Origin of the sequence: Candidatus Methanoperedens sp. (assembly GCA_027460535.1) — an archaeon.
Lineage (GTDB): Archaea > Halobacteriota > Methanosarcinia > Methanosarcinales > Methanoperedenaceae > Methanoperedens.
The window spans coordinates 92,182-106,231 of record JAPZAR010000024.1; the positions used below are offsets into that span (position 1 = coordinate 92,182).

Sequence of the window (14,050 nt, forward strand, 5' to 3'; positions counted from 1 at the left end):
GTGCAACATAAAGGGTAGCATTGCATCTCATGCTGGGAAAACATTTTAACTCATAAACGGTATATTTCCAGACGATGAAATACACAATCATACTTGAAAAAGAGGAAGAAGGCGGCTACTCTGCCCAGTGTCTTGAGCTGCCTGGCGCCATCAGCCAGGGTGAAACAAAACAGGAAGCACTTCGAAATATTAAAGAGGCGATAGAGCTGGTTCTGGAAGTGATTAATGAAGAAGTAAAGACACTGGGGAATGCTGCTGAAATATCTGCGGTGGAAGTAAGTGTCTGAAAAGCTGCCTGTTATCTCTGGAAAAGAGACAGTCAAAGTGCTGGTAAAATTGGTGTTTGAGGTTAGAATGGGAAGGGGTGACCATGTTGTTCTCAAGAAAGGTTTTCGAGTGTTTGTAGTACCTTCATAATCCTTTAAAGTAAGGGACTTTAAGGAAGATCTTGAAGCAGGCAGGCGTTTCTGTTGAAGAATTCAATACGATGTTATGATTTGAGTTATCTCGAGGGTTGAATCGGCGCCGTTCTTTGAGTGCCCATGGGCGGCGCGCTTTCCTGTTGCGGAGGCTGCGGGATGGGCGCAGGGGGGCGGCGAAGAACTTGTGGTATTTGAATTAATCTGGAAGCCCCACTTCGGTTGTTGCATCGGCCAAGAGATGAAATACATAGCCGAGGAAAAAACTCGAAATAATATAAAAGATATTAATAAGTAAACCTATCAAAGCTGTTATAATCAATATCTTACCCATTAATTTTAAAGCTCTTTTGCTATGACCTAAACCTCTGTGCATCCAGCTTGCAGGAGCTTCTAAAATATCTGGGATAATAGAACCTAAAACAACAGCTATAAATGCATATACGACTACATCTGTAGAAATTCTAATGATTAAATAAATGAGATAAGTGTACACTATAAAGGCGATAGCACCTATAGTTAAATGCTGTTGCCTATTCATTTTTGTTTTACAGCTTGTATAGCACGATATAACTCTAAGATGTCTGATCTATTCCCATTGACCTTGAATTCATTTAAATCAAGGTGCATTTTCTTTAAAATAGTACCTGTTTCAACCATTTTATAAGATTTTATTTGGTCAATTGGTATTTCATTGAGTACATCAGATTTGAAAACAATTAAATTACTTTTACGTGTATAAAAAATAACTCGATTGTTCGTTACGTAGCCTTTGAAGCCTGCTATATTGCCAACATATAGACTACCTTTTGTCATATATACAACGCTTTCATTCGGCATTAGAAATTTTTCTATTCCCAGACCAGACAATCTTGAAGTTTCGCTTAAAGTTTTCTTAACAATTTCTTCGACCATACTTATCCCTCTGTCTAAATCATTAATTCTATAGTTGATAAATATATCGTAAGTCTTAATTCTCTAATTGTCAATAACAACCCTCAAACCCTACTCCCCAGAACCACTTCGTCCTCGCATAATTTCCATCTGTGATCAGAATATCCCCTGCAAAACTCCTCAGAACTTCTGTATCAGAATGACTGAACTTGAAATCATCGGAAAACCTTCACCTTCCTCACTCCCCCAAATACACGACATCCTTCACGCCTTTAAAATGCGGGTCACCTGTCATGAGCATGGCGCCCTCCCTTTTTGCAGTTGCATAAACGATAGAATCGCCAAGACCCCATTTCATCTTATGTTTCAACCTCGCCGATTCAACGGCGATATTTTCATCCACTTCAAAGATGTATGACCTCTGCCTCATCGCCTCCCGTGAAGCTTCAGCAAGACGCTCGTTATCAGGATAAGGAAAATCCCGCAGGAATGAATTATATACTTCAGCAATATTGATGGCGCTTACTATCACTTTTTCTCTGGGATTTTCAATTAATTCCCTTACTTTCTCGCCATGAGTGGTTCCATTAAAATACTCTATCCAGCCCCAGGAATCAACCAAGACGGTCATCTTCTTCCTCGTGCCTCTTAAATTCCTTAAGTCCCGGAAATGCTCCAAAATACGATTTCTTAAACTTCTTCTTGGATTTGATAAGCTCCCGGATAACTTCTTCATAGCTCTTGAGGTTCAGCTCCTTTTTCAAAGCGCTGAGTTCTTTCAGGAGGTCTTCATGCACCTGAATGGTTGTTACCATTTTATCATCTATAGCTCTATAGATTATATGATGGGATAAAGCTTTACCATCCCTGAAATTTCCACTACTCCCAGAACCTCTTGGTCTTCGCATAATTCCTCTCAGCAATCAGAATATCCCTGTAAAACTCCTCCTCATCCTCCCTCATTTTCCCGATTACCCGCGAAGCAGTCTCAGGCCCGATCCCCCTCGACGCAAGCGCAATAGCCGCAGTCTTCCCGTGTGAGAGCACAATGTTCGCATTCCGATAAACCCGCGCGGTTCTTTTTCTCTCCTCCTCTGTTTTTTCCTTATCAGGTTTCTTCACGAGTTTTATCTCATCTTCTTCCCAAGGCTTGAGCGCAGCGATCAAACGACTGCTGCATAATGGGCATTCCGGGCGCTCGGGGACTCTTTTAACCGCAGTATGGGAGCGCCACTTCTTGCAGTTCACGCAGAAAAGGATAACATGGTCATCCATTATCCTGCTCTTCAGCGCCATTATTATGGAACTGTCCGCCCTCTCAGGCGCCATCAATTCCCGCCCTCCCATAAAACCCGCCTCGCCTATCGGGCTTACGGGCTGAACGATGAGCTTCACGCTGCCACTCTGGATCGCGCTCAATACGGACCTGGCACGTGTTATATCGAGCTTATCATGGAATATCTCCCGCACCGCTTCATCGTACATGGGCGTATGCTCGAAAACCTCAAGCAGCCTTCTCATACTTATGCGGTCATAATCCACGTCACGGCTCAGCGCGCCGAATTTCCGCGCCACATGCACCATCTTCCATTTGAGCAGCATGGTATTCTTGAGCGTCATTTCAATTATCGGCTCTATGTGATCCGGGCTGGTCGTCAGTATCATTTCCTTTATCTTTTCTGCATTGAGCATCCGGGGAAGTTCAAGCTTTATCCTGTAAGGATCTATCTCCATTGCCACGCTTGAGCCGAACCTCGCGGTGAGAAGGGATGTGAGCACGCGCCCCAGGGTCTCGTTCACTTTATGACCGCCGCAGATATTGATCACAATGGATTTCCCATCCTGTTCTATGATTGCTGTTTCATCGGTCGGCACCGTGAGTTTCGCCTTCTGCTGTTTCTGGATCAATTCAAGTATCTCGCCTGCTGCCTCGCTATCAGCAGGATAATCCTTTCTATATTCCTCTACAATTCTTTCTGGACTCAATCCGCTCGTTAGATTCGCAGCTATGCGCTTTCTTATCCCTCCCACTTCCTCTGCTACCTCATGGGGCACGGGTATCTCCTCTCCCACCCAGTTCGGGATCTCACCGCCCGGATCCGATATCGGCTCCACTTTTATCCTGCTTTTATCAGTAATTATCTCGATGATGCGCCACATCTCGCCTTTTGCAATGAATACTGCGCCTGCTTCCGCAAAATCCACCACGAATGCTTCGTCCAGTGCACCCACCGTCTTTCCGCTCACGATATCAAATATCTCAAAACGCTTCTCATCCGGTATCATGGAGAGATTTTCATAGAAATACTGCCAGCTCTTCCGTTTCTTTCCCACAGTGTCGTTCTCAAACCACACGAGCCTGTTGTCGTTCAATTGTTTGACAACCTCACGCAGTAACTCGATCTTGAGATCGCGATACGGATATGCCCTTTTAACAATCGAATAAACTTTTTCAATTGAAATCTCCCCGAAATCCAGCACCATTCCGCATACCTGGTTCGCCAATGTATCCGTGCTGTTCTCATGAATATCTATTTTCTCAATCTCACCGGCCTTTGCCCTCCGCGTGATCGCGCTGGTTTCAGCTGCATCATCTGCACCTGTTGTTATTATCGTCCCGCTCGAAGGTTCTCCGACCCAGTGTCCTGCCCTTCCCACCCTCTGGATAAGTCGGGTGACCTGCCGTGGGGACATGTACTGGATCACATGGTCCACATCTCCGATATCTATCCCGAGTTCCATGGAGGAAGTGCATATAAGACCTGAAAGTATACCCTGTTTGAAATTATTTTCTGCTTCAATGCGCGTATCCCTGGAAAGAGAGCCGTGATGCACCCCGATGGGAATATTCAGCATCTTGAACCTAGAACCCAGCATCTCAGCGGATTCTCGAGTATTCACGAATATAAGTGTGGATTTGTGATTTCCAACAATGTCAGAGATCACCCGAAGATGTGAAGCCATTTCCGGCGTGCACATCAGTTTTTTTGAAAAATCGTGGTCCTGCGAACCGGGTTTTGGGCATACTACATTGAAATCAAGCTGCTTTATGAGGGAGACTTCGACAACGCGGGCTGTTCTGTTCGTCCCTGCAAGAAAATGTGCGATCTCTTCAGGTTCCCCCACAGTCGCAGATAGACCTATCCTCTGGAACTCCCCGCACACTTCGATAAGACGTTCAAGGGCGATGGATAGTTGTGCTCCCCTCTTAGAAGTAGCCAGTTCATGTACTTCATCAATAATCACATGCGTTACTGTTCTGAGGTTAGTGCGAAGCCGTCTACCGGTGAGCATTACCTGGAGCGTTTCAGGTGTGGTGACAAGGAGATCCGGAGGCTTAAGGGATTGCTTTTGCCGCTCATATGTGGTTGTATCCCCGTGCCTCACTGCCACCTTTATGCCCAGCTCTTTCCCCCACCATTCAAGACGTGAAAGCATATCACGGTTAAGTGCTCTCAGCGGAGTGATGTATAGCGCAGATATCCCGCGTCTTTCTTCTTCTTTTTTTTGCATGATGCTATCAAATAACGGGAGCACTGCAGATTCGGTTTTGCCCGAGCCTGTGGGTGCAATGAGCAATACGTGTTCTGCGGCAAGAATTGCCGGAATTGTTTTTACCTGGGGCTCAGTCGGGGTATTAAATCCCTGTTTAGCGAGTGCATCCTGGATCCGGGGATTGAGTAGACTGAACACGCTCATGGACGTGAAAAGAAAATAAAACTATTTATATCTATTCTATTACAGACGAACAATTGCCGTCTTTTCCGCTTTCGAGAACCATTTCCAGATAGGATTTGCGGATGGTCGATTCCCTGCTTATGTTCAGCTTTTCAAGCAATCTAAAGATACTCTCAACTTTTTCTTCATGATTCTTTGATTTCATCGCGGATATCTCGATCTCAATGAAATTTCCAAGATTCCTTACCTCATCAAGGGCAATAAAAAATTCTCCGAGCCTGTAATTTTTCCTTTTCTTCACTATGGTCGCAACGGGACAAAAACCAAGAGATGTTAAAATCTCTCCCATGTTATGACCGCCCTTTATCCCCACCTCGAATTCTTTTCTCGTTTTGGATATCTTGTCCATTTTGGGGCCTTTGTAGGTCAAAAAATATTCACTGCCTTTGACCCTTATTCTCAATGCTTCGTCCGTCTTTCCGAAATCACGGTATGGTGCGTTGTAATAAGTGTCTGCCTGGGTCTCTATTCCTATAGGTGCTGCACCAAGTGCGATTATAGACCTCTCTAAGTGCTTGGGGTCATCCACATACGCTTTCACTTCGACTTCTATCATTTATTGTCTGTTCGCCGTGCTGGTATATGAAACTGCCCATTTTTCAGGTATGGATATGCGAATCAAATATTCTAGACAATAGATTCGTTAAATATATCTGGATTGATTGTAATCATTTTGTGAATTCAGAGATGACTGAATGACAGAGGATAATGTAGTACTTATCGGGAACAAACCTGTGATTAATTATGTTCTCGCAGTGATTACGCAGTTCAATAATGGTGCCAGAGAAGTTACCATTAAATCAAGAGGAAGGGCAATATCAAGAGCTGTTGATGTAGCTGAGGTAACACGGAACAGGTTCCTGACCGAAGCCATTATAAAGGAAATAAGGATTGGCACTGAAAAAATGCCTTCGGAAAGATGAGAATCAAACATCTCTACAATGGAAATTGTAATGGTTAAATAGTCAAAATCGCCGCAATATATCACAAATTATTTAAGCCTGCAGGGATAAGAACATTGATTGCCCGAAAAACGGGACAAAAACGGGGTACGGTATTATATAGGATAGGCAACATCTGAAATGAATTTAGTGAGGCAACGATCAATGTCATCTACATGGCACAGCTTTGGCTTTGAAATGAAAAACAAATACGTATGTATTTTAGCCGCAGCATTCTTTTTATTGGTTCCTGTTGTTTCTGCTCAGCAGGACGTATCCTGTTACCACTGCCACACGCAGGTGGTCAGTGAATTCAGAAATAATATCCATTACCAGATGGGTTTCACCTGTGCGAATTGTCATGGAGGGAATGCCCAATCAAATGTTTCTGTTGTATCTGTGGAGGCAATGTCCGGGAATTTCATAGGCAGGCCCTCGCGCGAGAATATAACGAATGTTTGCTCAAAGTGCCACATCAAGGAAGCCAATGACTACATGCAGAGCATACACTGGGAACAGATCAAAAAAGGTCATACCGAAGCCGCAACGTGTACCGATTGCCACGGCATACATGAAATTCGTGCGATAAGCGATCCCAATTCCTCTTCAAACCATCAGAACAGCCCGGCAACATGTGCAAAATGCCATTCCAACAAAGAGATGATGAGCGCATGGTATTATGGAATCAAGACAGACCGGCTGGATACCTATAAGGAATCCTTTCACTGGAAGGCTTTAAGCAATGGATATAATGTAGTGGCGACATGCGCTGACTGCCACAACAACCATCTCACGAAATCTACAACTGATCCCACTTCAAGCACTTATCCTGAAAATCTCCCCAAGACCTGTGGTAAAGCGAACTGCCATCCTGGAGCTATATTAGATGTCAAGATCGCCGCTGGTCTGGTTCATGATAAGGAGTCACTGCACACAGGAGAACTCAGTTTCAATAAGACAGGCATGGACCCACAGATGGATTCATATTTCTTGGGGCCATTTGATCTTGCATATTGGATAGCCCTATTTTTCAAGATATTGACAACTGGCGTCATAGGCATATTTGCGGGCATGGTGCTTCTGGATTTCTTTTCAAGATTCAAGATTCAAAAGAGATGGTAACTGATGTCAAGACTTAAGCTAATGGAAGTCTCAGTTCCTAACGATTTAGCAGGAGATAGTACTATGGGTGAAGTTTTCTTTAAGCGGTTCACATTCAACCAGCTTGTACAGCATTGGGTAATGATAGGTACTTTCATGCTTTTAGTGGTCACAGGTATGGCTGTCAAATTCCCTGACTCATGGTGGTCTCCAATGATCATAGGCCTTGTTGGCGGATTTGAAATGCGGACGCAGATACACCATGCAGCGGGCATTGGGATGGTTCTTCTGGGGATATACCATGTTACATATCATATTTTTGTGGATAAGGAATCTCTGCTTGAGCGCAAAGTCTGGCCGACGGTGAAGGATGCAACGGATTTCTGGCAAACGATACTCTTTTACATCGGAAAAGCAGAGCCCCCCAAATATGGAAGATATAGCTGGAAGGAAAAATTCGATTACTGGGGAGCTTTCTGGGGAATGGTGATGCTTTGCGTTACCGGATTGATAATGATGTTCCCTTTCGTGGCAATGAAATATATTCCTTATGCGTATGTGCAACTTTCAACCATCGTACATAGCGACGAGGCGCTGCTGGCGACCCTTTTCATCTTCATAGTCCATTGGTGGAATGTTCATTATAGTCCCGAGGTATTTCCAATGTCAAAAGCCTGGATCACGGGGAACCTATCTGAGGAGCAGATGAAACATGAACATCCTCTTGAGTATGAAGAGGCCATGAGACAGATGAACCAGAGAAATGAAAAGATATCCTGATCTGGAATTTCACCAAAAATTGAAAGATATCAAAGTTCTCATATAGCCATCATCTTTTTTTTGCAGAATCGAGGCTCCAAGAGCGAGATAGCCGTTTAAGAAACATCCACCTGGAAATTATGCATGGACTTCCCATTGGAACTTTGGCATATCAATTCAGGCACCCAAATCACAGGAATAAATCCTGCCCAGGTTGAAGAAAAAACATTAGCAAATTCTTAAATATTCCATAGCGTATTGAAATGAAATCAAAAAAATATGGGTCAAATTTAAATTCCGGAGATAACACCATGCATTATATGAAACATAATTATTGGGATGGGAAGCCCATTTCTCCCATACCTCTTGCCGGAAATATGACCGTTACCGAGCTGGTTGACGATGTATTCGATGCGATGGGATATAATGCAAAAAGACTGGCTGAGGCATGTCATCTGTTCAAGACCATGATAGATAATAACTCGACAGTGTGCCTGACGCTGGCCGGTGCGATGAGCCCCGTAGGTATGGGTGGAGGAATCATTAAAATGATCGAGCGCGGTTTCATAGATTGGATAGTAACGACAGGCGCCAATACCTATCATGATATGCATTTTGCATATAAGCTACCCGTGCATCAGGGAGATTACACAGCAGATGATAATGAACTTGCAGACAACGATGTGGTCAGGATCTATGATGTTTACATCGACATGCAGCGAACGCTTATTGCCCAGGATAAGATTGTCCAGGCACTGACCCAGAAAGCTATTGAAAAAAATAAATTCCCTAAGAAATTCTCATCCGCACATTATTATAAAACTCTCGGTGAAGGAATACTGGAAACAGCGAATGCTCCTGAGTTATCTTTCATCGCATCGGCATCAAAAAATGATATTCCGGTGTTTGTGCCCGCATTTGCTGATTCCTCTGTGGGGATGGGTACGAGCTACCTCCCGATAATAGCCTGCGCAAAATCAGGCTCGAAGGAACTTGATCCCCTGGATTTCATGGACCCAAGCCCCACGATGGATGTTCTGGAAAGCGCTGCAATCGTGTACCACAGCATGATGGAAGATATCCCGCGCGGTGTCCTTGAGGTAGGTGGAGGCGTGCCAAAGAACTTCCTCCAGCAGACAGCCCCCACGATTTCCCAGATTCTGGGTATGGAATGTCCGGGTGAGAATTATGTCATCCAGGTAACCGTGGACCGACCTGATGTCGGCGGTCTCTCAGGAGCCACGATAAATGAAGGCAAATCATGGGGCAAGATCCCGAAGGCCGGGGAAGGGAATGTAATACCTTACATTGACGCAACTGTTGGTGTGCCAATAATTTTCGCTTATGCCCTTGAGAACTGCAAACCCAGGAAGCCTAAGAGAATAAGCAGGAAACTGCCTGAAATCAGGCAGGAACTTGTTGAAGCTGCGATGGAGAACGTGAAAAAGTAATGCTGGGAGGATTACTCCTCTTCGCGGGTTATCCAGTAAAGCGCTTTAAACCGCTCCGCAAAACCGTAGATATTCTTTGCCATTACAGCCCTGCCGTATTCGATCAATTCTCCTCCGCGGTCAAGGATATAAGTATTCTCGCCTAGTTTTGTCACTTTAAATATCTCGCCCTTATCTTCCGTTCCAACATGTAGAACGTCTCCGATCTTCAAACCTCTGAGATCCGGTCTTTTCGTTGTTTTCTCCACCATACTATCACTATTCCTGTCTGCGTGTGTTCATTAATATTAAATCTTACCTGATCGTACAGCCAATCCCTCTTAGAATACCCTCAACACTTCCCTGGACAACCGAAGCATCATGATCCCCAAATATTGTGACCCTATATGTAACACTTTTTGTATTCTGTTTATTATAAATATCCACGATCTCAACCGAGACCACACCATCTGACCTGCAGACAACGTGTTTTATAATATCCGGGTCTGAATCCTGTGGAATAAAAACTGAGATGTCACGTGTCACATTTCTCAGATTGGATGCTTTCCAGGTGAGAAGTTCCTGTTCGTTCAAGAGTCTCACATTCTCGATCAAAAGCTCGGTGGTCTTCCCGGCCCTCTCTAAAAAAACCGTTCTTGGTGTTACTTTTTTTACAATACCGAAATGTATCACGCCAGAGTAAATGTGCCTTAGCGCGCGCGCGTGACCTATAGAGCGGACGAGTTCTTCATGCTCCGCTATCTTGGAGCCGATGAGTTTTTCTGAGCCCCGTAGGGCCGATTCGGTATCCCCGAAATGGACTGCGGCTTTTTTCATGAGAGCCACAAATCCTTCGATATCCCCATTTCTTACGATCTCAGCCATCTGGTTGCACTGATTTATATAGGCCTTATGAACCTTCGCCACCTCTGGATTCATCTGGATCATGGCGTAAAGATACGGGTTCTGGGCCAGTATCCTTCCCACAAGGTCAAGCATTATATCATACATCGGGCTCATGAACCGCCTGGATTTTGCCACATCGAACTCCAGCTCCCTGAAAACCGAGCCTATTGAGATATATGCAAAATGTGTGAGCCCCTGCACCACAGCCATCGTCCTGTCGTGCTGCGCCGAATCCATTATCTCGATATGCGCACCATTATCCTCGTACAGGCTCCTTATGACCGGGAACCACCTGGAACTTCTCCCTTCAACAGGAGTAAAAATGACTATCTGTCCCCTGATATCAGGTATTGAAGGCCCGAACATGGGATGCGTTCCAAGTATCTCAATATCCACAGGCGCGTATTTTAGCATTGCTTCAACAGGACCTTTCTTAATTGATGTTATGTCCATAAGCAGGCTACCAGCAGACATTTTCGGAGCTATTTCACTTATGGTTTTTCCGGTTATATTTATCGGGACCGAGATCATCACTATATCGCTTGTTTTTATCTCACTGTCAATATCCTCGGCAAACCGAACACCCAAAGCCTCAGCTATATCTTTTCTCTTATTGATCCCCCATATCACGACTTCAAAACCATGCTTGCTATAAAATTTAACGAACCACCGTCCCGTTTCGCCCGTACCGCCAATGATCAATATTTTCATGCCAGTCTCTCCCTTACTGCTTTTTCCATGACATCAACTGGCGGTGTCTTCCCTGTCCATATCCTGAATGCTTCTGCACCCTGGTATACGAGCATCATTACCCCGTCGATAGTTCTTGCACCCGCTTTCCTGGCTTCCTGGAGCAGTTTCGTGCTCATCGGATTGTAGACGATATCGAAAACCACCAGGCTGCTATGCATCATTTCCGAAGTTACCATGGTCTCCTCAATTTTCGGAAGCATGCCAACAGCGGTGGAGTTTATGAGAATATCACAGTTTGAAATCCGTTCCTTCAGATCATCAATACCACAACCCCTGGCTTTTCCAACATTTCTTACATCTTTCGCAAGAGCTTCCGCCCTCTCGACTGTCCTGTTGGCGATCGTGACACTGGCGCCATCCTTTGCCAGCTGGAACGCAATTGCACGCGCAGCGCCCCCCGCGCCAAGGAGAAGTACATTTTTCCCTTTGACCTTGATGCCGTTGCTTTCAAGAGCCATTTTGGCACCGATGCCGTCAGTGTTATATCCCTGGATCCCATTTTTGAAATCCACCGTGTTCACGGCGCCTATCTGCTTTGCGAGATCTGATGGTTTTACTATTTCCAGGGCTTTTTCCTTCAGTGGAATGGTCAGGTTCAACCCGCCAAACCCAAGAGCGCATGCTCCGTGTATCGCATCTCGGAGGGCTTCAGGACTCACCCTGAATGCATGGTATTCGCACTCCAATCCCAGGGCTTTAAAGGCAGCATTATGCATGACCGGGGAAAGGCTGTGTGATACAGGGTCACCAAGGACACCGAACAATATCATGCTATCTTAATTACTGGTGAAGGTTAAAAAAGTATTCTGACAGGTTATCATAATGCGGTGGTTCTTTATGGACTTCCTTGATGTACCTGAACTCAAATATTTCCTGTTCAGGTAATCTTCTTGAAATATATTTTAAGCTATGAAGCACGGGCACGAAAGCCATAGTTGAGGCGACAAACTCGCACGACAATGCAGCGCAGTATTTGGGCGAGACACAGTAAGCATCAAGAACAAAATCCGCATCAACGATACCTGTGAGTTTCGATACTATCCCTGCCGCCTTCATGGGATCTTTCCGGATAAAATTACTCGCCTTTTCATGCAGCTTCAGGAATCCCAATATCAAATCTGGATCCTGCATCAATTCCCTTCTGATTACTATCCCATAGCTTGGGTTATTGGGCCAGAGAACGTACGGTGCAATGATTATCTTAGCCCCGCACGCACGCGCTGCTGCCACAGCAAGTGATGGCGTCCCGACAGCGGCATCTATCTCCCTATCCGCCAGCGCCTCCAGCACAAAGTCCGTCCAAGCGAAATTCTTCACCCCAATGTCAAGTTTCGCTTCCTCCAGAGCATTTCGGATAATGACGTCGTGAATTGAGCCTCTGGGGGGGGAGCCGATGATTTTTCCCTTAAACTGCGAGAGTGCAGAATTGAAATCCTTCAGGTCATCAAAAATCCTGTATTCCTTTTGGGCTATCAACACCGTGCCTTCGACATGTCCCCCTGCCACGCATGTTATCGGCACGCCTCGGTCAATGCCTATGATTGCGGGAGGGAGACCGATGTATCCTATATCTATTTCTTTGTTCTCAAAAGCCTTCACGATATCAGGACCTGAGGCAAAGAGTTTCCAGTTCGCCCGGATGCCAGCTTTATCGAGCCAGTCCGTGCCCATCAGGATAAAAGAGGTGTGATAGACGGTTGAGAGATGGCCGATGTTGATGGGCTTTAAGTTATCGTGATTGCCATTATCATTTTTCTTCATACTTCTTGTACATCTTCTTCAAATCCAGAAGGCCCTCATAAACCCCAATTTTTTTGCTTATCCTCTCAAGATACTCCATTTTAAGAGAATTATACTGTCTTATGTAAATACCAAGAGCATCCTTGATATCCTGTTCCCTTGAAAAAAGTAACTTGTTTGCAATTGTATCCTCTGGAGAGGCTATGTAAATCACAGTATCATCGAGCCTTACTTTCTTTTTATTTCTGAGCACTCTTTCATCCAACTCGCTGTAAACTCCCTTAATGTCCAGTCTGAGCATTGTTTCTTTATCTTCAATTGTGCTGTGAGATTTTTCCAGAAGCGCAGCTCGCATATCATTTTCAGATGCGTAGAACCCATTTTCTTGCAGGAACTTCATTAGGACAGGTATATCTTTATCTGAAAACTGAATAACATAATCAATATCCATTGTAGTCCTAGGATTGCCATAGAACAGGACTGCTATCCCTCCTACGATGACGTATTCTATGCTATTCTCGTCCAGGAAATTACACACCAGATTTAAAATGTCTTCAATTTTCCTCATGCTGGGCCTTCTTTACTCGCAAGGCGAAATCGATCAGGTCCATCCCCTGACGAAGGGTTGCAAGACCAGAGAATTTCCTTGCCCTGAATGCATCGCGTACCAGTTCTTTTTCTGTGGTTTCCCTGACTTTTTTCCTGAGTTCTTCTAAATCCATCATTTATAATATCAATAATTCTTTTATTATTCTAATAGCTTGCTCAGGTTCAGAGGTCACTATTGGCCAAAAGTGACCGACAGACTTTAGCATCGATATAATAAACTCTTATATCCCCCCTCCAACAATCCATATCCCCCATGATACCGATAGAAAAATCCTCAGGCATAGGCGGCATGCTCACGGCATTCAGGAAACTTGTACGGGGCAGGGAAAAGATAACCTTCATAGGCTGCCCGGGCTGGTGCAACCCTTTCGCTGAGCTGCTTGGTTATGTCCTGCGCGATGCAGGGAAAGAAATGGTCTTTATTCCGAACCTGAGGAAAGGTATGGCTGTAAAGGTAATAATGACAGATTACGGCATGCAGCTCGGAGAGAAAGCCGATCCTTCCTCTGACACGGTGGTACTTCTTGGAGGCCTTGCGATGCCCAAGATGGAAGTTGATGTTAATGATCTCAAGACACTGATCAATGAGGTCACGGATGGGCATTCCGGAAAGCAGATACTTGGGGTCTGCATCGGCGGGGTTTTCCAGAAAGCAGGATGGGATAAGCTGGTCGATTTTGATTACCTGATGGACGCAGATATGGAAGTCACGACATACGCGTTCAAATGAGTCCAGAAGTAAACAATATATTGTCAAAGA

Annotated in this window: 19 protein-coding genes; 7 read left to right on the forward strand and 12 right to left on the reverse strand. The window is 44.8% G+C overall.

Translation table 11 applies throughout. The features are described 5' to 3' along the window. Window positions 1-74 precede the first annotated feature (74 nt). Together O8C65_10385 and O8C65_10390 are read left to right on the forward strand one after the other, a co-directional pair. Complete coding sequence (locus tag O8C65_10385) at window positions 75-287, forward strand: type II toxin-antitoxin system HicB family antitoxin (GenBank protein MCZ7357331.1); 213 nt, start codon at window positions 75-77, stop codon at window positions 285-287. After that, window positions 280-417 carry a hypothetical protein gene (locus tag O8C65_10390; GenBank protein ID MCZ7357332.1) on the forward strand — a complete coding sequence of 46 codons (138 nt, stop codon included), beginning with the start codon at window positions 280-282 and terminating at the stop codon, window positions 415-417. The genes O8C65_10385 and O8C65_10390 overlap by 8 nt, the downstream gene beginning before the upstream one ends. A gap of 201 nt (window positions 418-618) precedes the next feature. On the opposite strand, the gene O8C65_10395 is transcribed toward O8C65_10390, so the two are convergent. From O8C65_10395 to cyaB, 6 genes are all read right to left on the reverse strand, one after another. After that, window positions 619-960, reverse strand: coding sequence for a hypothetical protein (locus O8C65_10395; GenBank protein ID MCZ7357333.1), 342 nt, complete (start codon window positions 958-960; stop codon window positions 619-621). Next, a complete protein-coding gene (locus O8C65_10400) occupies window positions 957-1,334 on the reverse strand; it encodes a hypothetical protein (protein ID MCZ7357334.1) in 378 nt (125 codons plus the stop codon). Before O8C65_10400 ends, O8C65_10395 begins: the two co-directional genes overlap by 4 nt. Before the next feature lie 217 nt (window positions 1,335-1,551). Then, a complete protein-coding gene (locus tag O8C65_10405; protein MCZ7357335.1) occupies window positions 1,552-1,944 on the reverse strand; it encodes a type II toxin-antitoxin system VapC family toxin in 393 nt (130 codons plus the stop codon). After that, complete coding sequence (locus O8C65_10410) at window positions 1,928-2,221, reverse strand: ribbon-helix-helix protein, CopG family (GenBank protein MCZ7357336.1); 294 nt, start codon at window positions 2,219-2,221, stop codon at window positions 1,928-1,930. The genes O8C65_10405 and O8C65_10410 overlap by 17 nt, the downstream gene beginning before the upstream one ends. After that, window positions 2,193-5,012, reverse strand: a complete 2,820-nt coding sequence (locus O8C65_10415; GenBank protein ID MCZ7357337.1) for a DEAD/DEAH box helicase — start codon at window positions 5,010-5,012, stop codon at window positions 2,193-2,195. Before O8C65_10415 ends, O8C65_10410 begins: the two co-directional genes overlap by 29 nt. Window positions 5,013-5,043: 31 nt before the next feature. Continuing rightward, window positions 5,044-5,607, reverse strand: a complete 564-nt coding sequence (gene cyaB / locus O8C65_10420; GenBank protein MCZ7357338.1) for a class IV adenylate cyclase — start codon at window positions 5,605-5,607, stop codon at window positions 5,044-5,046. 139 nt (window positions 5,608-5,746) lie between these two features. On the opposite strand from cyaB, the gene albA reads away from it, so the two are divergent. The 4 genes from albA (at window position 5,747) to O8C65_10440 (ending at window position 9,303) form a co-directional block, all read left to right on the forward strand. Beyond that, the gene (albA, locus tag O8C65_10425) at window positions 5,747-5,974 is read left to right on the forward strand and encodes a DNA-binding protein Alba (protein MCZ7357339.1); all 228 of its coding nucleotides are present in this window, start codon (window positions 5,747-5,749) and stop codon (window positions 5,972-5,974) included. Window positions 5,975-6,157: 183 nt separating this feature from the next. Beyond that, on the forward strand, window positions 6,158-7,114 hold the full coding sequence (locus O8C65_10430; protein ID MCZ7357340.1) for a cytochrome c3 family protein: 957 nt from the start codon (window positions 6,158-6,160) through the stop codon (window positions 7,112-7,114). A 3-nt stretch (window positions 7,115-7,117) separates the two neighbouring features. Further along, window positions 7,118-7,873 (forward strand): cytochrome b/b6 domain-containing protein, encoded by a 756-nt coding sequence (locus tag O8C65_10435; GenBank protein MCZ7357341.1) that lies wholly within the window; start codon window positions 7,118-7,120, stop codon window positions 7,871-7,873. A gap of 299 nt (window positions 7,874-8,172) precedes the next feature. Next, the gene (locus tag O8C65_10440; protein MCZ7357342.1) at window positions 8,173-9,303 is read left to right on the forward strand and encodes a deoxyhypusine synthase family protein; all 1,131 of its coding nucleotides are present in this window, start codon (window positions 8,173-8,175) and stop codon (window positions 9,301-9,303) included. A gap of 11 nt (window positions 9,304-9,314) precedes the next feature. Here O8C65_10440 and O8C65_10445 read toward each other — a convergent pair whose 3' ends face one another. Genes O8C65_10445 through O8C65_10470 form a run of 6 tightly spaced genes read right to left on the reverse strand, consistent with a single transcriptional unit; the run spans window position 9,315 to window position 13,406 of the window. Further along, window positions 9,315-9,554 (reverse strand): hypothetical protein, encoded by a 240-nt coding sequence (locus O8C65_10445; GenBank protein MCZ7357343.1) that lies wholly within the window; start codon window positions 9,552-9,554, stop codon window positions 9,315-9,317. 43 nt (window positions 9,555-9,597) lie between these two features. After that, entirely contained in the window at window positions 9,598-10,899 is a 1,302-nt protein-coding gene (locus O8C65_10450) for a prephenate dehydrogenase (protein MCZ7357344.1), read from the reverse strand. After that, entirely contained in the window at window positions 10,896-11,711 is an 816-nt protein-coding gene (gene aroE, locus O8C65_10455; protein ID MCZ7357345.1) for a shikimate dehydrogenase, read from the reverse strand. Before aroE ends, O8C65_10450 begins: the two co-directional genes overlap by 4 nt. A gap of 10 nt (window positions 11,712-11,721) precedes the next feature. Then, complete coding sequence (locus tag O8C65_10460) at window positions 11,722-12,702, reverse strand: ABC transporter substrate-binding protein (protein MCZ7357346.1); 981 nt, start codon at window positions 12,700-12,702, stop codon at window positions 11,722-11,724. Further along, complete coding sequence (locus O8C65_10465; protein MCZ7357347.1) at window positions 12,689-13,249, reverse strand: nucleotidyltransferase; 561 nt, start codon at window positions 13,247-13,249, stop codon at window positions 12,689-12,691. Before O8C65_10465 ends, O8C65_10460 begins: the two co-directional genes overlap by 14 nt. Continuing rightward, window positions 13,236-13,406, reverse strand: a complete 171-nt coding sequence (locus tag O8C65_10470; GenBank protein MCZ7357348.1) for a hypothetical protein — start codon at window positions 13,404-13,406, stop codon at window positions 13,236-13,238. Before O8C65_10470 ends, O8C65_10465 begins: the two co-directional genes overlap by 14 nt. Before the next feature lie 137 nt (window positions 13,407-13,543). Here O8C65_10470 and O8C65_10475 point away from each other — a divergent pair, with 137 nt between their 5' ends. Further along, on the forward strand, window positions 13,544-14,020 hold the full coding sequence (locus O8C65_10475) for a DUF2124 domain-containing protein (protein MCZ7357349.1): 477 nt from the start codon (window positions 13,544-13,546) through the stop codon (window positions 14,018-14,020). Window positions 14,021-14,050 lie beyond the last annotated feature (30 nt).